The sequence below is a fragment of the Hymenobacter gelipurpurascens genome (assembly GCF_900187375.1).
GTDB lineage: Bacteria > Bacteroidota > Bacteroidia > Cytophagales > Hymenobacteraceae > Hymenobacter > Hymenobacter gelipurpurascens.
This window is the reverse complement of sequence record NZ_FYEW01000001.1, coordinates 1,081,569-1,104,454: the sequence shown is the minus strand read 5'-3', so window position 1 is coordinate 1,104,454 and position 22,886 is coordinate 1,081,569. Positions and strand designations below refer to the sequence as shown.

The 22,886-nt window shown below is 57.4% G+C and carries 18 protein-coding genes; 12 read left to right on the top strand and 6 right to left on the bottom strand.

All coding sequences use genetic code 11. From position 1 onward, the window contains the following. Positions 1-128 precede the first annotated feature (128 nt). Together CFT68_RS04690 and CFT68_RS04685 are read right to left on the bottom strand one after the other, a co-directional pair. Positions 129-1,691 carry an ABC transporter permease/substrate-binding protein gene (locus tag CFT68_RS04690; RefSeq protein ID WP_088842245.1) on the bottom strand — a complete coding sequence of 521 codons (1,563 nt, stop codon included), beginning with the start codon at positions 1,689-1,691 and terminating at the stop codon, positions 129-131. Next, a complete protein-coding gene (locus CFT68_RS04685; RefSeq protein WP_088842244.1) occupies positions 1,688-2,731 on the bottom strand; it encodes an ABC transporter ATP-binding protein in 1,044 nt (347 codons plus the stop codon). Before CFT68_RS04685 ends, CFT68_RS04690 begins: the two co-directional genes overlap by 4 nt. Before the next feature lie 188 nt (positions 2,732-2,919). Here CFT68_RS04685 and CFT68_RS04680 point away from each other — a divergent pair, with 188 nt between their 5' ends. The 5 genes from CFT68_RS04680 (at position 2,920) to CFT68_RS04660 (ending at position 8,150) form a co-directional block, all read left to right on the top strand. Next, complete coding sequence (locus CFT68_RS04680) at positions 2,920-3,912, top strand: DUF1028 domain-containing protein (protein WP_088842243.1); 993 nt, start codon at positions 2,920-2,922, stop codon at positions 3,910-3,912. Between the two features lie 65 nt (positions 3,913-3,977). Further along, entirely contained in the window at positions 3,978-4,511 is a 534-nt protein-coding gene (locus tag CFT68_RS04675) for a SixA phosphatase family protein (RefSeq protein ID WP_088842242.1), read from the top strand. Positions 4,512-4,553: 42 nt separating this feature from the next. After that, positions 4,554-5,924 (top strand): PQQ-binding-like beta-propeller repeat protein, encoded by a 1,371-nt coding sequence (locus CFT68_RS04670; RefSeq protein WP_141106447.1) that lies wholly within the window; start codon positions 4,554-4,556, stop codon positions 5,922-5,924. 111 nt (positions 5,925-6,035) lie between these two features. Then, positions 6,036-7,436 (top strand): M20/M25/M40 family metallo-hydrolase, encoded by a 1,401-nt coding sequence (locus CFT68_RS04665; RefSeq protein WP_088842240.1) that lies wholly within the window; start codon positions 6,036-6,038, stop codon positions 7,434-7,436. Between the two features lie 165 nt (positions 7,437-7,601). Further along, a complete protein-coding gene (locus CFT68_RS04660; protein ID WP_088842239.1) occupies positions 7,602-8,150 on the top strand; it encodes a 2'-5' RNA ligase family protein in 549 nt (182 codons plus the stop codon). 222 nt (positions 8,151-8,372) lie between these two features. Here the strand turns inward: CFT68_RS04660 and CFT68_RS04655 are convergent, their stop codons facing one another. Next, positions 8,373-8,609, bottom strand: a complete 237-nt coding sequence (locus CFT68_RS04655; protein WP_088842238.1) for a hypothetical protein — start codon at positions 8,607-8,609, stop codon at positions 8,373-8,375. A gap of 967 nt (positions 8,610-9,576) precedes the next feature. Between CFT68_RS04655 and CFT68_RS04650 the strand changes: the two genes are divergently transcribed. The 3 genes from CFT68_RS04650 (at position 9,577) to CFT68_RS04640 (ending at position 13,002) form a co-directional block, all read left to right on the top strand. Further along, entirely contained in the window at positions 9,577-11,349 is a 1,773-nt protein-coding gene (locus CFT68_RS04650; protein WP_170934697.1) for a S8 family serine peptidase, read from the top strand. Beyond that, the gene (locus tag CFT68_RS04645) at positions 11,346-12,071 is read left to right on the top strand and encodes a hypothetical protein (RefSeq protein ID WP_088842236.1); all 726 of its coding nucleotides are present in this window, start codon (positions 11,346-11,348) and stop codon (positions 12,069-12,071) included. The genes CFT68_RS04650 and CFT68_RS04645 overlap by 4 nt, the downstream gene beginning before the upstream one ends. Before the next feature lie 328 nt (positions 12,072-12,399). Next, the gene (locus CFT68_RS04640; protein WP_088842235.1) at positions 12,400-13,002 is read left to right on the top strand and encodes a hypothetical protein; all 603 of its coding nucleotides are present in this window, start codon (positions 12,400-12,402) and stop codon (positions 13,000-13,002) included. Positions 13,003-13,242: 240 nt separating this feature from the next. Here the strand turns inward: CFT68_RS04640 and CFT68_RS04635 are convergent, their stop codons facing one another. Next, positions 13,243-14,577, bottom strand: a complete 1,335-nt coding sequence (locus CFT68_RS04635; protein WP_170934696.1) for a M23 family metallopeptidase — start codon at positions 14,575-14,577, stop codon at positions 13,243-13,245. A 238-nt stretch (positions 14,578-14,815) separates the two neighbouring features. Between CFT68_RS04635 and CFT68_RS04630 the strand changes: the two genes are divergently transcribed. Together CFT68_RS04630 and CFT68_RS04625 are read left to right on the top strand one after the other, a co-directional pair. After that, the gene (locus CFT68_RS04630) at positions 14,816-15,670 is read left to right on the top strand and encodes a hydroxymethylglutaryl-CoA lyase (RefSeq protein ID WP_088842233.1); all 855 of its coding nucleotides are present in this window, start codon (positions 14,816-14,818) and stop codon (positions 15,668-15,670) included. 100 nt (positions 15,671-15,770) lie between these two features. Continuing rightward, positions 15,771-16,502 (top strand): (Fe-S)-binding protein, encoded by a 732-nt coding sequence (locus CFT68_RS04625; protein WP_088842232.1) that lies wholly within the window; start codon positions 15,771-15,773, stop codon positions 16,500-16,502. Positions 16,503-16,784: 282 nt separating this feature from the next. Here CFT68_RS04625 and dapA read toward each other — a convergent pair whose 3' ends face one another. Beyond that, positions 16,785-17,654, bottom strand: coding sequence for a 4-hydroxy-tetrahydrodipicolinate synthase (dapA, locus tag CFT68_RS04620; RefSeq protein WP_088842231.1), 870 nt, complete (start codon positions 17,652-17,654; stop codon positions 16,785-16,787). 129 nt (positions 17,655-17,783) lie between these two features. Between dapA and CFT68_RS04615 the strand changes: the two genes are divergently transcribed. Further along, the gene (locus CFT68_RS04615; protein WP_088843673.1) at positions 17,784-18,719 is read left to right on the top strand and encodes a polysaccharide deacetylase family protein; all 936 of its coding nucleotides are present in this window, start codon (positions 17,784-17,786) and stop codon (positions 18,717-18,719) included. A gap of 95 nt (positions 18,720-18,814) precedes the next feature. Here CFT68_RS04615 and CFT68_RS04610 read toward each other — a convergent pair whose 3' ends face one another. After that, on the bottom strand, positions 18,815-21,322 hold the full coding sequence (locus CFT68_RS04610; RefSeq protein WP_245815277.1) for a glycosyltransferase: 2,508 nt from the start codon (positions 21,320-21,322) through the stop codon (positions 18,815-18,817). A gap of 243 nt (positions 21,323-21,565) precedes the next feature. On the opposite strand from CFT68_RS04610, the gene CFT68_RS04605 reads away from it, so the two are divergent. Next, positions 21,566-22,873, top strand: a complete 1,308-nt coding sequence (locus tag CFT68_RS04605; RefSeq protein WP_170934695.1) for a glycoside hydrolase family 2 TIM barrel-domain containing protein — start codon at positions 21,566-21,568, stop codon at positions 22,871-22,873. The last annotated feature ends 13 nt before the right edge of the window (positions 22,874-22,886 follow it).

Genomic DNA, 22,886 nt, shown 5'->3' with positions numbered 1-22,886 from the left:
ACCGGATGACGCTTCCGAGGCTGGCGAAGAAGTAGACATAGTAAGGAGAATAGATCAGGTAGATGAATGCGGGTAAGATACGCGCCGCCCACACAACGGCCCAGCGCGGCAAAACGTGTGCAGGTAACTCAGTTACGCAGAAAAGCGCTCAGCTCCGAAACTGAGGCTATGCCGAGCTTTTCGGCCTGCTGGCGGCGCATAAGCAGAGCATAGGTATTGTTGAAGCCCAGCGGCGCCAGCCACTCCAATTGGTAGCGGCGCCGGAACTCCCGTTGCACGTAGGCCAGTACGGCCGCCGGCTGCCCGCCCAGGGAATCAACTACGGCTGTGGGCGGCTGCAGCAGCACCAGTAGGCCCGTGCCGGTGTACTCGGGGTAAAGGTCGATGGCGCCAGTCCGGAGGGCTTCAAAGCAGATGTTGGTGCCTCCTAGGCCAGTCTTGGATTCTACCTCAAGCCCAGTGTACCCCCGGATAAGGGCGGCATACATTTCCGCCAGAATGTACTGTTCGGCAAAAATCTTGGAGCCCAACCGGATGGTGCCACCAGTTACGGGCAGGGCATTGTGCCACAGCCCCCGTTGCCGCAGAAATGCCTGGGCAACGGCGCGGGGCGTTTCGTGCAGATAATCGACACGGTAGTTTAGCTCCGTCATCACCGAATCGGAAATCTGTCCATCGAGCTTGGCCAGCACAGCCGCCAGCTCCGGATGCTCCTGCAGCGCTCCGGCCCGCACTACGGGCACGGCCTGGTAAGGCGGAAAGGCCTGTTGATCATCGCGCAGCACGCGCAGGTCGTAGGCCCTGATGCGGCCATCAGTAGAGTACCCATCAATAACGTCCACGTCGCCGTGGCGGGCTGCTTCGTAGACCAAGGCCGGCGCTAAAACCACCGAGGCAGTCTGTAGGCCATACTTCTGCTGCAGGCCAGGCAAACCATCGGCGCGCCCCACAAACTCGGGGCTGAAACCGGCCAACAGTCGGCTGGTAGCGCGGGGCAGCAGATAGAGTCCGGCCAGAAGAGGCAATATCAGGAGCAACGACTGGCCTACGCGCAATAGCCGGCGCACCGGCAGCCGCTGCAGCCCCGCCAAAGCCGCATCAAAGGCCAGGGCCAGTGCTGCGGCCGGAATGGCCCCGGCCAAAATCATGGCCGGATTGTTCAGGGCAATTCCGCCAAAAATAAACTCGCCTAGGCCACCCGCCGCAATGTAGGCCGCCAGCGTAGCCACCCCCACGTTGATGACAGCCGCCGTCCGGATACCGGCAAAAAGCACCGGCAGAGCCAGCGGCAACTCTATGCGCCGCAGTACCTGTGCATCAGTAAAGCCCAGGCCCCGGCCCGCATCTACCACGGCCGCATCAACCCCCTGAATGCCGGTTACCGTGTTGCGCACAATGGGCAGCAAAGCATACAGGAACAGCGCAAAAATGGCCGGCCCCGGCCCGATGCCCAACAGCGGAATCAGGAAGCCCAGCAGGGCAATACTGGGAATAGTTTGCAGAATGCTGGCCGTGCCCAGCACCCAGGGCGCCAGGCGCGGCCGGCGCGTGACGAGCAGGCCTAGCGGTACGCCAAGCAGCACGCCCAGCAGGAGGGAAGCCGCCGTCAGGCCGATGTGCTGCAGGGTTTGCTGGCCTAGCTTATCGGCCTGCGCCTGCCAGAAATGAAGGAGTTCAGTGAAGGTATTCATGCGGCTTGCAGGTGTTGAAGGGCGCGCCCAAAAGCCGTCATGAGCTGCGGTAGCGTGAAGGAGTAGGCAGCTGAAGACGGGGTAGATTGCTCCCCTGAAACCCACACTATTGCTTCGTCTGTGGAGTTTGTTTGTTTGGCTGAAAGCGTACTAAGCAGCTCAATAGCATCTTGAATTGATACAGAAGGTGAAAGTATATTGTGGCCTGATTTGTAAATAGTTGAAGTGCTGATATTGCTGTTTGATTTGGCGTATGTCAATACGTCAGCCAGGCGGAGGGTGCGCAATTGCAGGCTCAGACGCTCGGCCTCGAAGAAGCGGCGTACGAACTCATTGGCGGGCTGAAACAGAAGCTCACGCGGTGTGCCCAGCTGCTGCACTATACCGGCATCGAGGAGCATGATGCGGTCGGCCAGCTCGAAGGCTTCCTGCACATCGTGGGTCACCAGTACCATGGTTTTGCGGCGCAGTTCCTCCAACTCCCGAAACTCCCGCCGGATGCTGGCGCGGGTGATGGGGTCGAGGGCGCCGAAGGGTTCATCGAGCAGGATAATGGGTGGGTTGGCGGCCAGGGCGCGGGCCAGGCCTACGCGCTGCTGCTGCCCACCCGAAAGCTGGTGCGGGTACTGCCGGGCATAGCGCTCGGGAGGCAGATGCAGCCGGTTGAGAAGCTCCTCCGTACGGGAAGCTACCTGCGCTGCATCGTGGCCTAGCAAACGGGAAACCACGCCTACATTTTCAGCTACAGTGTAGTGTGGCAAGAGGCCTACCTGCTGAATGACGTAGCCCATGCCGCGGCGCAATAGCTCGGGGGCCTGGGTGCGTACATCCTGGCCATTTACGCGCACCGTTCCTGCGTCGGGCTCCACCAAACGATTAAGCATCCGGAGCAGTGTGGTTTTACCGCAGCCGCTGGGCCCGAGCAAGACTAGCGTTTCGCCGGCGGCCAGCGCAAAGGATACGTCCTGCACTACTGTGTGCGTGCCGTAGCGCTTACTCAGGTGTTGGGCCTCAATGGTAATAGGGGGAAGGGGAGTCACGCGCAGATAGGTTGACGGGCCGCGTAAGGTAGAAGGGAAACCTGATAAAGCAGAACAGCAGCAGCGGCAACTCGGTGTGGTCTAGGCCAGGCTGCCGTGCGGGAGTTCTGGAAAAGCCATTATAGCACAACGCGCAGTGCGTATCTTGCCTGTCTGTCTGCTTTTCCCCTCATCCTATTCCCATCCGCATGAAACGAATTCTGCTCTGCCTGTTGCCAGTGCTAGGCCTGTTGCGCCCCGCTGCGGCCCAGGTATATACCACCACCGATCCGCTGGCGCATACCTACTCTATTGTGGCCCGCGACCCCCAAACCGGCGACATGGCCGTGGCCGTGCAAAGTCACTGGTTTTCCGTGGGTACTTCGGTCAGCTGGGCCGAGGCGGGCGTGGGCGCCGTGGCTACGCAGTCCTTCACCAACAAGTCTTTCGGGCCGCGAGGGTTGGCTTTGCTGAAAGCCGGCAAATCGGCCCAGGAAGCTCTGGATGAACTCATTCGCACTGATGAAGGCCGCGACGTACGGCAAGTGGCCATTATCGACAACCAGGGCCGGGTAGCTACCCACACCGGCGCCAAGTGTATTGATATGGCCGGGCACCGCCAGGGAAATCAGTTTTCGGTGCAGTCGAATATGATGCTGAATAACACGGTGCCGGCGGCCATGCAGAAGGCCTACGAGCAGAATGCCAAGCTGCCGTTTGCCGAACGCGTGGTTTCGGCGCTGCAAGCGGCCCAGGCGGCGGGCGGCGACATCCGGGGCCGGCAGTCGGCGGCGTTGCTGGTGGTGCGCGCCAAGCCCGGCGCGGGGGTTTGGGAAGACCGCCTGATTGATTTGCGGGTGGATGATGCCGCCGAGCCTCTGAAGGAGCTGAGCCGCTTGCTGAGCCTGCACAGGGCTTATGAGCACATGAACGCCGGCGACTTGGCCGTGGAAAAGAACGATGTGCCCGGCGCCATTCGGGAATATCAGGCGGCCGAAAAGCTCTTCCCGCAGAACCTGGAAATGAAGTATTGGCACGCCATCAGTCTGGCCAACAAGCAGCAGGTGCCGGCCGCCATCAAGATGCTGATGCCCATTTTCAAGCAGGACCCCAATTGGCGCACCCTCACTGAGCGCCTGCCCAAAGTAGGCCTGCTGACGGTGACAGACGCCGAGTTAAAACAGATTCTGAGCCTTCGCTAACTACCTAAGTGGCCTACGGACTCTCTGTAGGCCACTCCCTTGTACAACCACCTTTTGTCTCCCCGATGAAAAAGATCCTGAACCTGCTGGTGTGCCTGTTGCCACTGCTCGGCCTGCTAGCGAGCTGCAGCACCGCGAAGCTTAGCAAAACCACCGTCTATGTAGTGCGCCACGCCGAAAAAGACACCACCCCTGGCCTCGCCGACCCCGCTCTGACTACTCTTGGACAAAGCCGGGCAGTAGCCTTGCGTGATCAGCTACAAGACAAGGCAATAGTCGCCATCTTTAGCACCAATACGGTTCGCACGCGTACCACGGCGGAGCCCCTGGCTAAGGAGCTGCAGCTACCCATTCAGACCTACGACGCCAAGCAGCTACCCGCTCTGGCCACCCGCATCCGGCGCGAGTATGCCGGGCGCGCGGTGCTGGTGGTAGGCCACTCCAACACTATACTGGAAACGGCCGAGGCACTAGGCGCCCCACGCCCGGTGCCGACCGTCGGTGATGATGAGTTCAATTATCTGCTGGAAGTCACGGTTCCGCAGGATTCTGCTCAGGCTGCTACCGCCGTGGCCCGGCGTTATGGGGCTACCAACTAGTGTATCTGTCAAGGCTTAATTACTAGAAATATAGAGGCTGTTATGTATCGAAAATTATACGCGGTAAGTGTGCTAGGCCTATTGCTATTGGGCGCTGGCTGCCGACAACACGCTGAGCCAGATCCCGATCCGGCGCCTGCCAAAACTCCTGGCTCCCAGCAGCTCCTGGGTGCCGTTTCAGGCTCCTTTCCACGCAGTCCGCTGCTACTCACGGCCGGCCAAACGGAGCAGGATCCTCTGTGGGCGGTGCTGACATCGAGAACCGATGAGGCCATCTATTCTCCGGAGGCCGCCAGCGGAGTAATTCTGGCCCAACTCGATACGTCCGGCGCAGTGCAGTGGGCGCATAACTATGAAATTGGCGGTTCTGAGGGTGTGCAGTTTGCTCGTAGCCCGGGCCAAGGTGGCTTGCTGGTGGGGTCTATTAGGCAGGATCTTGTGCTGGTTAGGCTCAATGAGCAGGGCGGCTTGGCCTGGACTCAACGGATGAGCTATTTGCCTTATCAGCAATTGACTTCCCGCCCCATATCAGCGCCCTTGCCTACCGCCGACGGAGGCTTCCTCCTGCCCATAGCGGAGAGCTTTTCGGGCTACGACCAGGAATTTAGATTGCTGAAGGTGTCGTCGTCGGGGGCCATTCAGTGGAGCTGGCAGTACAACATGTCGTCGATCTGCTCCTCACCTGTGGTGGCAGCTACCCCCGATGGTGGCTATGCCGTGCTGACCGGCGACTATCAACGGCAAAAAGACTTTTCTCTACTGAAGCTGAATGCTCTGGGCGAAATGCAGTGGGCGCGCCGCATCACGGCGCCGGCATCCCCGTATCCGTACCCGCCCAGCTTATACATGCACGTCCTGCCCACGGGCGTTATCCAGCTGTGGTGGACGGAAACGCGGGGCATCATGCAGGCCCAGGTTTCAGCCGACGGTGCCACCATCATCTCCCGTATTCTGCAGCTCCAGGCCTATCTGGCCGATGTAGTGGCGCGCACCGAGGGCACCGATCTGGCCGTGGTGCTGGCGGCGGCCCCAAATTCTACCCAGCAGGTTCGGGCCCTATACCAAATTGATAGCCAAGGAAACGTAGTGCGCGCCCGCCAGCTCGCCGCCTTCCCGAATGGCTTGCTGGACTACGAAACGGCCCTGGCCCGTGATGCAAGGGGGCGCCTGTATGGCCTTACCAATGCTGCCGCTTCTCAGGCTAAATCCTCCACCATCAGCCTGTTTAAAGCCAGCCTCACCGACGACCGGCTGTGTGAGCAGCCTACCCTGGCGCTGCCCTCCACCGTGGCCGGGGACTTGCGCATCGGGCCATTGTTCTTAGATAGTGTAGTGCCGCTCACGCCTTATGTAACCCCAGAATTTATTGGCGTTATGCCCGTTACCACCACGCCTTCCCGAGGCTGCTTCTAGGCCAGTAGTCCACTTACCTGAAAGGCTTCGTAGGCCACTTCCTTGCAACCTGCGTGGCATTTTCGCTTCTATTGCGCACATTTGCCCGCGTACTCCTTCCTGACTTTCCCTATGCGCTTTCCCTCCTTATGCCGCTCGCTGCTGCTAGCCGCGGCTTTGCCCGCTACCTCGCTCACCGTTGCGGCGCAGTCGGCTCGTGTAAATGCCACTGACTCAGTTAACATCCGCAAAATCTACGATGAGGCTCTGGCCCGTGGGCAGAGCTACGAAAACCTGCGCGAGCTAACCGGCCGCATCGGGGGCCGGCTCAGCGGCTCACCCCAGGCTGAGCAGGCCGTGCAGTGGGGCAAAACCACCATGGAAAAAATGGGACTCGACCGCGTGTATCTGCAGGAAGTGATGGTGCCACATTGGGTGCGCGGAGCCAAGGAAAAAGCCCAGGTTAGGGGCGCGAAAGGCAAAGGCATTTCCCTGAACGTATGTGCCCTGGGCGGTTCCGTCGGCACAAATGGCAAGATAAAGGCTCAGGTGATTGAGGTGCAAAGCCTGCAAGAACTAGCCGCTTTGCCCGCCGATAAGGTGAAGGGAAAGTTGGTGTTCTTCAACCGCCCCATGAACCCGCTTTACATTGAAACGGGCCGGGCCTACGGCGAAGCCGGCGACCAGCGCCGCAGTGGAGCCGCCGAGGCGGCCAAGCGCGGGGCAGTAGGTGCCCTGGTTCGTAGCCTTTCCCTGGCCCACGACGACTTCCCGCACACCGGCACCATGCGCTACGAAGACGGCGTAGCCCAGGTGCCCGCGGCGGCCCTTAGCACCAACGGCGCCGACGAATTAAGCCAACTCCTGAAAGCCGATAAAAACCTGACGGTAGAGCTGGAAATGAGCTGCCAGACCCTGCCCGAAGTGAAAAGCTACAACGTAGTGGGCGAAATCAAGGGCTCAAAATATCCCGATGAAATCATCACTGTTGGCGGCCACCTCGACTCCTGGGACCTCGCGCAGGGCGCCCATGATGATGGTACCGGCTGTGTGCAGAGCATGGAAGTGCTGCGCCTGTTGAAGGCAAGTGGTTTACGGCCCGAGCGCACCGTGCGGGCAGTGCTCTTTATGAACGAAGAAAACGGCACCCGCGGCGGCAATAAGTACGCCGAGCTGGCCAAAGCTGCCCAGGAAAAGCACCTCGCAGCCATGGAGTCAGATGGCGGTGGTTTCACACCCCGGGGCTTCAGTATTGAGGCCGACCCGGCTACCGTGCGCAAAGTGCAGCAGTGGGAGCCCCTGTTCGTGCCCTACGGCAGCGGTGATATCACGCCGGGTCATGGCGGCACCGATATCGGCCCGCTGAAAGGTCAGGCCAAAGCCCTCATCGGCTACAACTGCGACGACCAGCGCTACTTCGATATTCACCACACCGCCGCCGATACGTTTGATAAAGTAAACCGCCGTGAGCTGGAGCTGGGCGGTGCCAGTATGGCCGCACTTATCTATCTGCTCAGCAAGTACGGCCTCTAGGCCTGTCTGGCAGGCATTCTGGGCCGTTGCGGACCAATACTCGGGGCCGGTTTCTGAATCTCACAATGGTTCAGGAGCCGGCCTCAATTTTTGCATGCAATATCCCGGAAGTGTAGGCCAGCGTAGGGGAAAGGACTTCTTACTATCGGCCATTCATCAAGCACTATGAATCTGTACTTAGTTGCCGTGCTGCCTCCCGAGCCCGTGCTAGGCCATGTGTGGGCCCTGAAGCAGGAGATACATGAGCGCACCGGCAGCCGAAACGCCATTCGCCTGCCTCCGCACATCACCCTGATTCCACCTACCCGGCAACCCGCCGACTTTGAAGCCGCAGCCACTGCAGCGCTCCAGGAATTTGCCGCAGCTCAGTCGGCCTTTGCGGTAGGCCTGCACAATTTTGCCTGGTTCGGAAAACGCACGCTTTTCGTGCACGTGGCGCAACCGGTCCGGCTCCAGCAGTTTCAGGCGGAACTCCAGCAATGGTGCTCCCATCAGCTGCCAGCCATACAGCCCGAAACGCGGCCGTTTACGCCCCACATGACGCTGGCTACTCGTGACTTGCCTGTAGCCCAGGTGCCCCTGTTGCAGCAGGAGTTTGCGCAACGCACCTACAGCGCGCACTTTATAGTAAGTAGCATGCAGCTGTTCCGCCATACGGGCCAGCAGTGGGAGAGTATTATGGAATTTACATTAGGCAACGAGCCCGAAGTGTAAATGCAAAATGTATAGCCTTGTATTCTGCTTGCTGAAATCACTCTTTCAATAGGTTGGCTAGCAATGCTTTCAATGCGGGATTTTTATAATGAGAAAGGCAAGCAGGGCTGACTCAGTAATTAAGAATATGAAAGCGAAAAGAAACCTAGGCCACTTAACGAAAGCAAAAAAGGCCCGACGAGCAATCTGCTCGTCGGGCCTTTTTTAGTGGTGCAAATATAATTAAGCGGGAGTGTCGCTTTTACGCGGACGACCTGGGCGCTTACCGGTGCCAGTAGAAGCAGTACGAGGCTTACGCTCTTTACGCTCAGGCTTAAAGCCCGGCTCCAGCATCGTATTTACTTCAGCAATCAGCTCCGCAACCTTCGACATATTCTTGCGAATCTGGCCGATTACGATTTCGTTTTCTTCTGCATTTGCCAGAATTTGCTGGAGCTTGTTTAGATCAGGGGCAGCCATGAGGTTGTATTTAAAGTAAATGATTTTTCAAAGGTGTAATAAAAACGCTTGCAGGTCAAATAATGTTGACGCGTTTTTAACCAATTATCTCATAATTATTCCTGCATGTCACTCACAACTGTTGCGTTATGGGTAGTGTATTATGTGAAATATGCCTATTAAATGATAAAAACGCAGTTTTCTCTCAATAACCTGTGCTTATCACCATTGATAAGTATGACGCATTTTAATGAGAAGTATCGATGTATTTTTTCATTAGTCGAACAATGCATATAAATTCTGTTGTCAGCAAAAGAATTAAACCTTGAAATGACAAATTGAAAGGACTTGTGCCGTCTACCGGATATTCTACAGAACATTAGGTAAAAGCTCCGTGTAACAAATCCGGAGTATATGATACCTCTGAGTGATTGAGAGTTTCAAATTCAAATGGTGGGTTGAAGTCCTATCATGAGTTTGCCAGATGGAAATATCTCTGATGCAAGAATGGTTGAAATAATAGACTGCTATACAAAAGGTTTTTGTATTAAGTGGGACGTAAATATCAATGAATTGCCTAGCTGTCAATTGTTTAGTAATGTAGTTTGTGCCTAAACCGGAGTTGTGAAATTCAGCAGTTTTACTCCAACAATGATACTTGCAAACAAGTCATGTATTTCTTGAAATGCTGATAAGTAAGGAGTTGCAGCTTGCCCAACATGCCGATGAGAGTCGCCATAGGATGGATTACGGCAGCAAGTTCAGTATGCTGAAACGTGCTATAGTAGTTTCGAAAGCGGTGTATAAGTGCGTGCGACAGCCTAAGAGATATATCATGCGCTAAACCGCTTTAATTGGAAGGTGGTTGTACAGATATATGCATGCTGGAGCAATATTCACTTGGCGTCGGTGGCCCGCTTTGGCGTACCTTGCACGGCTGATTTCCTGCTTTTAAACGGTGTTACCTATTCTGCCTTTGCCTCGCCTTGTGTCTTTATTGCCCCTGAAATGGTTGCTGGTAGCGGGCCTCTTGTCGGGAAGCCAGGTCAACGTATTCGGGCAGTCCCGCCAGGTTGCTGGGCCACCGCCTGCGCTAGGCCAGTATTGGGTGGTGCTACGCGATAAAGCCGGGCAGCATTTTTCGCCCGCTACTTACTTCAGCAAACCCGCCCAGGACCGGCGGCACCGGCAGCACCTGCCTGCCTGCGACAGCACCGATTTTCCGGTGCGCCCCGACTACGTGGCGGGTATAAGGCAGCAAGTAGATTCGGTGTTGCTGGTGAGCCGTTGGTTTAATGCCGTAGCCTGCCGGGCTACCCCAGCACAAGTTGCAGCACTCCGGCGGCTGCCCGGCGTGCGTTCCGTAGAGGCATTAATAGTGGCGCCTTTGCTGCCCGCTGCCCGGCCTGCTGCCCTGGCCGGAGGCTCCATACAGCTCTCCACAGCCGACCGGCAGTTGGCGCGTCGTCAGACGGAAAGCCTTGGGGCGAAGGAGTTTCGGCAGAGTCGCCTTGAGGGAAAGGGAGTACGCATTGCCATTTTCGATGTAGGCTTCAATGCAGTTGATCAGCATGTGGCGTTTGCGCATTTGCGGCGGCAGAAAGCCATTGTCGGGACCTACGATTTCTTGAAAAACACGCCCCAGGTGTATCGGGGGGGCTCCCACGGCACCGAGGTGCTCTCGTGCATAGCCGGCCAACTGCCCGATAGCACCTACCTGGGTCTGGCCCCTAAGGCGGAGTTTCTGCTGGCGCGCACCGAGCAAATGTATCGCGAACGGTATGGCGAAGAACTGGCGTGGCTGGCCGCGGCCGAGTGGGCTGACCGCAATGGGGCTGACATAATCAATTCCTCCTTAGGCTATACTACCCGCCGCTACTTCCCGGAGCAGATGAACGGACGAACCAGCCTGGTAGCCCGAGCGGCGGCGCTGGCGGTGCGCAAAGGAATTCTAGTAGTGAATGCCGCTGGCAACGACGGCGACGATGCCCAATGGCGCACGGTAGGGACTCCGGCGGATGGCGACTCGGTGTTGGCCGTAGGGGGCATTGATCCTGATACGTTTCTGCACATTGATTTCAGCAGCTATGGACCCACTGCCGATAAGCGCCTGAAGCCGAACGTTTCTGCGTTCGCAACGGTGTTGGCCGCCGCGCCTGGTGGCTACGTGCGCACCCAAGGAACCTCGTTTTCAAGCCCGTTACTGGCCGGGTTTGCAGCCTGCGTTTTGCAGCAGCAACGCAATCTGCCGGTGATGGATCTATTCCATAAAATCCAGCAGGCGGGAAATCTTTATCCGTATTTCGACTATGCTCATGGCTACGGCGTGCCACGGGCCGCCGTGTTTACGCAGCCAGCCCAGGCACCTGCCGCTACGTTTGATTTTGTACGCCAAGACTCCGCAGTGGCGGTTATTATCCGGCTGGAAGCTGCCCAGGTTCCGGCCCGCACGCTTCCGCTCTACGCCGACTCCGTGGTGGCCGTCTCCACTGACGCCGACAAACCTGCCGCAACAAAACTCGGCAAGGAGGTATCGCAACAGCCACGCATGGTGGCTAATTCGGAGCCGGTGGTAGCCGGCCCGGCTGCACCAGAGTATCTCTATTGGCACATCATGGATGCCGCGGGCGTGTTGCGGCGCTATCAGGTGCTGGAAGTAAACCAGCGAGCCGCGCTGCGAGTGCCCATGGAGCAGCTCCGTCCTGGCGATGTGCTGCGCGTGTTTTACCGGGGCTTCACTCAAATATATCCAGCTCTATGAGGCTATTTTATGCGGCCTTGATTGCCGGTGGCCTAGCTGCTCTGGGCACGGCCCCGGCCGCCCACGCCCAGCGCGTTTTGCTGCGCTCGAATACCAGTCAGGATACTCTCAGGGATACCTACGGGCCTAACCGGGCATTTTTCCGGCATTTGTTCCTGAGTTATACGCCGGTAGTTGGTAAGGCCAACGGGGCAGGAGCAGACCTGCATGCATTCAGGTCGGCAGAGTTCTCATTGGGTGTGCGCCAAAAGTACAGGTTGTCTCAGGCTACGGCGGCGGGGTTCGATCTGCGATATGCCCGCCTGAATTACTCGCTGAAGCAGTCTGCTGCCAAACTGTTGCCGACGACCGCCCAGCATTACTCCGAAGCGCTGGTGCTCCACCAAGCCCTACTTGAGCCCTATGTGCGCCTGAATTTTGGCCGGCGCGGTAACGTGGTAGGCCACTATATAGACCTTACGGGCTGGGGCGGTTGGGTAATCGGAACGGCGCATGCCTACGAGGACCGGCCGGGGGCGCCAAGTGCTTCGCGAACCGTAGTACACGAGCGCGGGCTGAACTATCTGCACCGCTGGCCCGCTGGGGTGGGCGTACGATTGGGCTCCAACCGGTATGCTGCTATAGTCCACTACCGCCTCACCAATAGCTATTCCGGAACGGCACCTGCCAGCTACCCCGAACTGCCGCGCTGGGCAGCGGGCCTGGAGCTAGGCCTGTTTTAAATGAGTTTCAGGAAAAAAAGAATGTGCAGGCTACAGAAAAAAAGCAATTTTAAGTGCCAAACGCCGCCGAATGGATAAACACGAGCCTAAGAGTATTCGTATGATGCCTTAAAATTGTCTTGTAAAGAGGCACTTCTGGGGCTAAGCAGGCATTCCACTATCCGTCTGCTTTGTTTTATTTTTTTGAACACTCCGTTGCTATTGAGTGCGAAACACAGTTTATCCAAGCTGTTGTGGTACAAAAATGGCTAGGCCACTCGACTCCTCATCAATACCCGTCGGGAGGATTCGTACTTTGGCGAACTGAAAGATGGTTGACTTCCCCTTAATGAAAAAGCTTGTACTCCCTGTTGCCTGCGCCTTATTGCTGGTTTATACTTCCTCCTGCATCAATACTGAGCGGGAAGTAGGTACTTCTAAAAATGCCCAAAAAGTATTTACGCCTGCTCCTGAGGGCAACCGGGGGCGCGTATCTGAGCGTACGGTGCTGCGCACGGTAAATACCACGCACTACTTCTCCAATACGAAGGCAAAAGACAACTTTATCCTGCAATTGCGCGGACCTAAAATTGCGACCTCGCAGGCTAACTTCATCATCCTGAGCAGCACTGGCGATACCCTCCGCAAGGAAGTGATACCCGCTTCGGCCCTCATCAATGAGCGTGACCTGGCCGATCCGCAGGGGGCTACCGTACGCGACAAGGAAATTGCCATTTTGCAAGGCATGAACGCTTTCTTCCGCGACGACCGGTTTGTGCAGCCTGCCATTCCTAAGACATCTGTGCAACCCGAAAACGTGGATGCGCAATCCTGGAGCTCCGTGAAAGCCGACACAAAAGCAGTTGGCTTCGACTACCCCGGTGCCGATGGTCGTGAGCGGCGCCTTGCCTATTCTAAAAAGATGAGCCGCGCCGTTATTATCGCGGAATAAGGAAGGCTACTTTTCTTAAAAAGCCCGGCTAGTGCGCTAGCCGGGCTTTTTTATGGGCAAGCAGTGGGGCTTTACAACTGTTGGTTGTAAACCAGAAAACGCGGTACAGCTTCCAGCAGGAAAGTTGCACCGCGTTTTACTCCAATCACCGTTGCAAACCTAGGGGTGCATGCATGAATAATGGGTGAAGTTAGACCAGGCCGTACTGATTTTCTTGCGTAGCCCACCTGCGGCACTGGCCTAGGCGGCAGGTGCGAGCCAGCCTACCCGGCCATTAGCCCGCCGCACGAGGCGGTAGCCGCTAAACTCGCCCAAAACGGCCACTGTCGTCTGGGCCGGCAGCGAGTCGAGGGCGGGGGCACTCTTTTGGGGAGAACCGTACAAATCGGCGGCTACCTGCAGGGCCACCTGGCGTAAAGGGGCCGCGGTACCTACCGTGCGCGCCGCCACAAAGCCCGTCCGGCCCGTGGGCAGTTGTACTCGCAGCCAATCAGCTGTTACGCCCAGCACGAGCAGGGGCGTGGGTTTGGTGGTAGTACCGATGGTAGCGCTTTTGGCAGCCGGGCTGCGGTGCACAGCTAGGCGAGCATCCTTGGCCCGTACCCACTGGCCCAGGCGCTCGGGTGCAGCCACAGGTGCGGCCGGCAGCGCATCGGCCCGCCGCACAAACGGAAATGGATCTACGGCGCCATGGCCGCCGCGGTACACACCAAAATGCAGGTGCGGCGAAGTGGTGCGGGCATTACCCGTATTACCCACCAGACCCAGCGTATCACCAATACGTACTTGCTGGCCCGGCTGCACCAGCTGCTTATCAAGGTGGGCGTAGTAGAGGTGCTGGCCGTGCTCGGTATCCGCCAGCCACACCACCCGACCACCCAAGGGCGTCTCGTTTACTCTCGTGATGAAACCGTTGGCCGCTGCTATGGCTGGCGTGCCACGCTTGGCAAAAATATCAATGCCCTCGTGGCGGCGGGCGCCACCGTCGCGCGCTACACCCCAGAAACTGCCGACTGCTACATCGTTCTTGCCCCGCACCGGAAAGCTCAGGCTGGGCTCGCGCAGCACGCGCAGGGTATAGCGGCCCGCGCGCAACAGCTCCGGCTGCACTCGCAGCACATGCTGCTGGTCGCTGTCGGCGGTGTAGCGAAACGATAAATCGGTGGTATCGGCTGAGGCTAACAAGTGCGGCTTGGGCTGCGACGGGCGCAGCTCAAAGGCATCCAGAAACACGCGGGCATCGGTGCCGGGCGCCAGCTTAAGGCTGACATGAATAGTTTCGCCGTTGCGCACTTTGTAGCGGTAACCAACCGCCGAAGCCCGATCAGCCGGAAAAAAGCCCCGTTCCTGAAAAGGCAGCGTGATGGTCAGGGAATCGTGCAGGGCTTGGTCGGCGGCCCGCAGCCAGTCGCGGCCCAACGCCGTTTCATCTAGGCGGGCTTGCCGGAGCCGGCGGGCATATTCTTCGTGGGGAGTGGATTTCTGAAAGATTCCCTGCAGCGTCTGGCTTTGGCTGCAGGCAGTAAGCAATAGAGCGAGAAGAATGGCAGGCAGGGCACGAAGGCGGTGCAGCATGTACTGGAGTATGGTAGTAAGAAAGGATAATAGGAGTAACCCCAGCGGCAACCGACTAGTTCGGCCAGAAGAACCGGTGTTCCTGATTCCTGCTTCCTGAGCGTAAATGAACCAGTGTGTTTGCTTCCTTCTGGTTTTCTGGGCGTACTGCGGCTTGTTGAGCAGGGTGTAGGGAATGGTGAGGACAGTTAGCAGCTTGACTTCTACCTTTACGGCCCCAACCAACCCGCCCACCTCCATGCTCCACCTCACCGAATGCCCGCGCGATGCCATGCAAGGGTGGCCTACGTTCATCCCGACGGCCGATAAAGTGGCCTACCTGAACACGCTACTTCGCGTTGGGTTTGATACGCTTGATTTCGGCTCCTTTGTGTCGCCGAAGGCTATTCCGCAGCTGGCGGATACCGCCGAAGTCTTGGACAGGCTGGAGCTAGGCCAGTCAAATACGCGCCTGCTGGCCATTGTAGCCAACCTGCGCGGCGCCGAAACGGCCGCTCAATACAGCCAGATTCAATACATCGGGTTTCCGCTGTCTGTTTCCGAAACTTTTCAGCAGCGCAACACCAACAAAAGCATTGCGCAGGCCCTCGATGATGTAGCCCGCATGCAGGAGCTGTGCGCCCGCACCGGCCAACAGCAGGTGGTGTACCTGAGCATGGGCTTCGGCAACCCTTACGGCGACCCATGGAGCCCGGAGGTGCTAGGCCAGTTCACGCAAAAGCTCGATGCCTTGGGCGTAACCATTGTGGCCCTTTCCGATACCATTGGGGCCTCTACACCCGCTACCATCAGTCCGGCTTTCCGGGAGCTGACGGCCGCATTCCCGCACATCCGCTTCGGGGCGCACCTGCATACCACCCCCGATAGCTGGCATGAAAAAGTGCAGGCGGCTTACGAAGCTGGCTGCCGCCACTTCGATGGCGCACTGGGCGGCTACGGCGGCTGCCCCATGGCCACCGACCAGCTCACGGGCAACATGCCCACCGAGCGCCTGCTGGAATTTGCCCAGCAGGTAGGGGAGGCGCCAAACCTGCAGACGGAGGCTTTAGCTGACGCAATACAGTGGAATCAGCGCATTTTTGCGGCGCATTAACCGTACTTTGTCATGGGGCACTGGCCTAGGAAGCAGCCTTGGCTTCTGGGCCAGTGCCTGGTGCGGCCCTAGTGCCGAATGACGTTCTATTCCCCTCGCTATGCCTGCTGTTGATCTGTTCATTCCTTGCTTCGTAGACCAGCTGTTTCCACAAACTGCCATGAACATGGTGAAAGTGCTGGAAGCCGTGGGTTGTGAGGTTCATTATAACGCTGCCCAAACCTGCTGCGGCCAGCCGGCCTACAACGCGGGCTATAAGGAGCAAAGCCGCGAAGTCGCCTGTAAATTCCTCGACGACTTCCCGACCCAGCAGGAGCGCTACATCGTGAGCCCTTCGGCCTCCTGTATCGGGATGGTACGCAATACCTACGCCGATCTGTTCGAAGGTACTCCAGAAGCAGGCCGTTACCACGGCGTGCAGCGTCGCGCCTTCGAGATGACCGAGTTCCTGGTAGATGTGCTGGGCATCAGCAGCATTCCGAAGGCCCGCCTGCAGGGCAAATACACCTACCACGATTCCTGCTCTGCGCTGCGCGAGTGCGGCATCCGGGAGGCGCCGCGCCAACTGCTGGATGCTATACCTGGCCTAGAGCGCCTGGAAATGGCCGAAACGGAAACCTGCTGCGGCTTCGGTGGCACCTTCGCCGTGAAGTTCGAGGCTATTTCGGTAGCCATGGCCGAGCAGAAAGTAGAGCATGCCCTGGCCACCGGTGCCGAGTACATCATCAGCACCGACACGAGCTGCCTCATGCACCTCGACGCCTACATCCGCCGCGAGAAGAAGCCCATCAAAACGCTGCACGTGGCCGATGTGCTGGCCAGTGGCTGGTAGACCAGTTGGTTGCCCCAATGGCCTAAACCTACCTTGTCATTGCGAGGAGGTACGACGAAGCAATCTTTCCTTCCCATTACGCCGACTGCTGGCCGACAGAAAAGCCCTTACTTCCACCAGGAGGTAAAGGCTTACGTTTTTTTAGATGTATTCTAAACGACAAGGACAGGTTGCTTCGTCGTACCTCCTCGCAATGACAAGGCATTTCAGTAATGTCTTGTCATTGCTTCGTCGTACCTCCTCGCAATGACAAGACATTACTGAAATGCCTTGTTGACTGGCCTACAGCAGCTTCTGTACCCGCGACTTTAGGTTCTCAGAAGCTTCTAGCAACGGCAGGCGTACAGCGCTGGAGCAGAGGCCTAGGCCTTCAAGAGCAGCTTTCACGCCTACTGGGTTGCTTTCCTCATACATCAGTGGGTTCAGGTCCACGAAGTCGAAGAGAAGCTTGCTGGCGGCTTTGAAGTCGCCGGCCAGGGCGTGGCGGGTCATGTCGGAGAAGCGACGCGGAAAGGCATTGGCCAGCACCGAGATGATGCCAACGGCCCCGAAGCTGATAAGCGAAGTCGTGAGCATGTCGTCGCCACTGATCAGCAGGAAGTCTTCCGGCTTGTGGGCCGCAATGAGCTGGCACTGCTCTACATTGCCGCTGGCTTCCTTAATTCCGATGATATTTTCGTGTTGGGCCAGTCGCAGCGTGGTAGCGGCCGTGAGGTTGGAGGCCGTGCGGCCGGGCACGTTGTACAGAATAATCGGTACTGGCGCGGCGTCGGCCAGGCGCTCATAGTGCGCTATTATTCCGGCCTGGCTTGGCTTATTATAATAAGGGCTGGCAGAAAGAATTGCCGTGATGCCGGTGAGGTCGGTGCTGCGGATGGTTTGCTCTACACCGGCCGTGTCGTTGCCCCCGATGCCGTATACCAGCGGCACCCGGTCGGCGGTGTGTTCGCGCACTACACGCAGAATTTCCGCTTTTTCCTCCGTTGTAATGGTCGGCGACTCGGCCGTAGTGCCATTGATTACCAGGTATTCCACTCCGCCTTCAATGGTAAAATCGACGAGGCGACGAAGGGCCGCATAGTCTACGGCGTGGTCGGGGGCGGGGGTGAAGGGCGTAACGAGCGCGACGCCCGTACCACGGAGTTTGTTCATGCGGGAAAGAAGCTGTTGTTTTGTGACTGGAAGAGTCAGTGACGAAGGTACAACACCCGCCGCGAAGGCTCTCTTTCCTGCTTTAAATTTCCTAGTCTGCGGCAGCTGCCCGCCGTGTTAATGCCCCCCATGAAATCTTTCGCTTCTCCGTTGATGGCTGCCGCTGCTCTGGCTGCTACACTCACGCTGCCCGCTTGCAACGACTCCAAATCGGCCGCAGTTTCTGAAAACCAGCAGGCCTCCGCCGTTATCGGCACTGCCGCCGACTCTGCCGAAACCGCTACCATTACCACGGCTGGTACGGCCACGGCGGCCAATACCGGAAACACGGGTAGCCCCGCTACTATTCCGGCCGGCAAGCGCGCCGATGCGGCCACCATCACGGCCCGTCCTCAGGTGCCAATTCTGTGCTACCACCAGATCCGGGATTGGCGCCCGCGCGACTCTAAGGGTGCCAAGGACTATATCGTGCCGGTGGAGCAGTTTAAGGCCCAGATCAAGATGTTGGCCGACTCCGGCTACCATGCTATCCTGCCCGACCAATTGTACGCCTACCTGACGACCGGCGCGCCGCTGCCCAGCAAGCCCATCATGCTGACCTTCGACGACACCGACCTCGATCAGTTCACTGTGGCAAAGCCCACCTTGGATAAGTACGGCTACAAGGCCGTGTACTTCATCATGACCGTGAGCCTGGGCCGCCCGAACTACATGAGCAAGGCGCAGGTAAAGCAGCTTTCCGACGAAGGCAACATCATCGGCTCTCACACCTGGGACCACCACAACGTGAAGAAATACCAGGGCCATGATTGGGTGACCCAGATTGAGAAGCCCACCAAGCAGTTGGAGGAAATCACGGGCAAGAAGATCAACTACTTCGCGTATCCCTTCGGGCTGTGGAACCCCGAAGCTATTCCGGAGCTGAAGAAGCGCGGCATGGACGCGGCCTTTGTGCTGGCGGAAAAGCGCGACCAGCAGGACCCCTTGTACACTATCCGTCGCATTATTGCCAGCGGCTACTGGAGCCCCCGCACGCTGCACAACAGCATTGTGCAGAGCTTCTAGGCCACTCTATAGCAGCAGAAAGGGCTACCCGAAGTATTTCGGGTAGCCCTTTCTTTTTGTAAGGTACTAGGCCACTTGGAGCCAAAAAACGGTGACTAGGGCTGTAGGCCAGGTTGAGCGTTAAGCACCACCACCTCGGTTTGCTGGGCCTTTGGCGAGCCTAAAATGAGGGCTTTTACTTCAGGATATTGTTGTTTCAAGCGCTTAGCCTGTGCCTGTTGGTTAAGACCTGGCTGAGCCAGGGCAAGCATAAAAATCGGTTTGCTATTCAGCTCGGCACGCTCGGCCAGTTGCAGGCGAAGCGAAGTGTAGGGCTTTTTTATCTCGGCCAGCGTGGCCGGAGTCAGGGAGAGGTAGTCAGCGGCAACCCAATCAGTGAAGGCCGAGCCTGGGAAGTACGCGGCTACTGAATCGGGCCGGGGCGGGGTCCAGACCCAGGCAGGACCGGAGACGCCCGAGGCTTTGAAGCTTGTCACCAGTTGCTGCCATGCGGCCCGGTAGGCGGCAGGGTTTGTGGCCCTGATGATGGGCCGCAGCAACAGGGGTTTGCTGTGCTGCTTGAGAATATCTACGCTGCGCTGCCACTCGGAGGAGCCCACAGATTCCGGTTTTACTTCCCAACTGAGCAGGGGCAGGCTGCCTTGCGCGTCTAGCTGCTCCAGGACTGCTGGCTCTACCTGCGGAGCAACAGACGGGGTCAGCCAAAGCTCGACAACTGCCGGAGCCATTGGGCTGGCTGTTTGAGAAGCCGATCTAACAGATGCCGACCAGATAGTGGAGGGGGCTTCGTTATGACCTATGCGTAGGCCACCCTCGCCGGTGTGCGCCCAGATGAGAGAGGCCGAGGGCGTGATGTGGTGACGCCAGAACTCGACGCCCACGCTTAAAAATGCATGCGCCGTAATCAGGCAGCAGGCCACATATACCGCTGCTGTGCGGAAGCGGGGTAAAACAGCTCCTGTGCGCTCTGTCAGCCAGTGCTCCACCTTTTGCAACATATTTTGCACCCAGTGCTTGGAGTTAACGAAGTGCTTTAGGCTCCTGAGCAGGTCATGCTGGGCCATCAGCACCGATACCATAAGGAAAGCGGCGTTAGACATGGCCAACGCCATCATCAGCAGCGCGTAAGGGGTCTGGATCAGATAATGAGCGTAGCGGGCGGCCCCCACGGATAGAGCCGCCAAGGCAATATTGGGCAGGCTGAGCTGCCACTCATTGCCACCGCAGCCTTCTTTGGGGGTCGGGATGTAGGGCACCCGCACCCCGAGGATAGTGTATAAGAGGCCTAGGCAATAAATCCACCAAGTGCCGATGCGCAGAAAGCCGCCGGCAAGGTGTAGGCCAGTCTCATGGGGTTCCCGCAGCCACCGTTGGGCGTTGTACCGGATCAGCAACGACACCAGCAGCAGCGGCGTCATGTGCAAGGCAAACTCGCCCAACGACAAGTGCCAGGGAAACTGGATCATGATCAGGGCCGCAATAGGTACCCCAATATCAATGAGCGTGATGACCCCAGAAAAAAAGTACAGCGGTAACGTGGCGTAGTGTAGCTTTTGCCGCCAGGTAAAGCGCGTGAATAGGCGCGGATATACATGGAACAGCAAATCGAAGCTGCCCCGGGCCCACTTGAGCTGCTGCGCGAAAAAGGCCGCCAGCGAGGCCGGCACCAACCCCCTGCTCACAATGGCCGGCACATACACTGATTTCCAGCCGGCGGCATGCAGGCACATAGCCGTATGCATATCCTCCGTGAGGCCGGCTGCGTGCCCCCCAATACTGTCGAGGGCGGCGCGGCGGAAAGTGCAATTAGCGCCAATAGACTGGGCTGTGTTGTAGGTATTCATGCCCATCATCAGGGGGCCATAGAACTGATAAGTTTGCTCGGCGGCACCCAACGCCACCAAGGTTTCCTCTTGGTTGCTGTAGGCCTGTACCACCTGGGCGTAGCCTACGGTAGGGTCAGCAAAGTAGGGCACCACCTTGTCCAGGAAGTCGGGCGTAGGCACGTGGTCGGGGTCCAGCACTACGCATAGCTCGCCGGTCGCCTGCTGCAGGGCATGGTTGATGTTGCCGGCCTTGGCATTCACTTTCAGTTGGCGCGTAACGTGCACTACGCCCAGCTCGGCGCACACGTGCCGCAGATACGGGTCGTTGCCTTCATCGCAGAGGTAGCTGGTGTGGGGGTACGTAACGGCCTGCATGGCCCGCAAGGTGTCCACAATCATGTCGCGTGGCTCGCTGGGGCAGGCCGTAGTGAGCATATCTACGGTGTACTGCTGGTGGCCGGAAGTAGCTGGCGCTACTGGCTCGCTGACCTGAATGTAATGGTACCACTCGTGCAGCATTTTCAGGCATTTGAAGCCCAAGGATACCGTCAGGAGCCAGAACAAGGGGGCATACCCGATGTGGTCATCATCAGCAAACCACCAGATAAAATGCACCATCAGCAACACCCCAATTATCACCAGCACCCGCATCCGAGGCACGTAGGCCGCTGGCACATTCCGAACGGGCTGGGAAACCGCAGGAGGTAGCTGGCCTTTGGGCTTATGGGTTTGCAGAGGCAGTGTAACATTCATAGTCATGGTGTGATTGACTATCATAGTAGAGCACAAGAGTAAAGCCAGCGTGCTTTCCGATTGTGCTGTAGATCGTATCGATTTGTAATATGATTATAAATAATACAAATAAAAATTAGTTTATGCATAAATTAGTAAAGTAAAATTCACAAGTTTGGTTTGTGTATTCTTTAGTCCACGGTTATGAATTATTGCCTTATAAAGTGGTCGTATGTATGCATGAGCATGTGCCTGTTCCTTTTGGAATGTCAGTCATCCAACCACAAAATGGAAACGCAGGCTGCCTCGCCTCCCCCTGAAGTGTCACCGGTACAGATTGTAAAGACACCAGCCGGTTATCAGCTCCTGCGGGGCGGGAAGCCCTATCGCATAAAAGGGGTGGCGGGACTACAACAGATAGAGCGGGTGCGCGAACTAGGCGGAAACTCGCTACGACTCTACACCACCAATTATGCTGATGCCATTATGGATAAGGCCCATCAGCAAGGCCTCACCGTGATGCTAGGCCTCTGGATGAAGCCGGAGTATGAAGACTTTGACTACTACGACCAAAAGGCAGTGGCCCAGCAAAAAGAAGAAATCCGGCAGCAGGTGTTGCGTTTCCGCAACCATCCGGCCCTGCTGATCTGGAACCTGGGCAACGAACTGGATAACCACACCTTCAACCCCCGGTCCTTTCAGGTGCTGAATGAAATAGTGCGCATGATTCATGAACTGGATCCATACCATCCGGTAACTACCACGCTTACAGGCAATTTCAACATGGTATTTGCCGTGCGTAAGTTCTGCCCCGATTTGGATGTATTGACAGTGAATGTATTTGGTCCTTTGGGTCAGATAAAGAAATATCTAGAAAAGGATGGCTGGACCGGCCCGTATATAGTAGGAGAATACGGAGCACGGGGCTGGTGGGAAGCGCCCAAGACGAGCTGGCTTGCTCCCTTGGACCAAAGCAGTAATGCCAAGGCCGAGTTCATTCGCAAGCGTTTCAAGAAGAGTGTGTTAGGCGAACCGGATAAGTGCTTAGGCTCTTATGCCTTGTATTGGGGCCAACGGTTCGAGCAGACATCGATGTGGTTTAGCTTGTTCACGGAAAAAGGCGAAAAGACCGCGGTGGCCGATATGGTTCACTACTTATGGACCGGTAAACAAGTGGCTAATAAAGCGCCGCATTTGCACGAGTTGCGCTTAGGCGGGCAAGTCGATAGTTGCAGCGCCGCCCTTCGGCCCGGTGGCCACTACTTAGCTACCATTGAAGCCTCCGACCCCGAGGGCGACCCACTGAAACTTACGTGGGAGGTGGTGCAAGATGTAGACGAGAACTTCGTGCTACCCCAGGACCGCACAGCCCCGGAGCCTCTGAAAGAAGTGGTTTTACGTTCCGATGCGAAAGAGGCCCTGTTGCGTGCTCCCACCAAAAAAGGAGCTTACCGACTGCTGGTTATGGCCTCCGACGGGCATGGCAGCGTCGCGACGCACAGCTTTCCCTTCTACGTAGGCGTCCTGACCGAAGAGGATATGGAAAAGATTAAGGAGGAGGGAAGCTTCAAAAAAAAGCTCTCCAGCGTGAACTAGAGAGCTTTAGAGG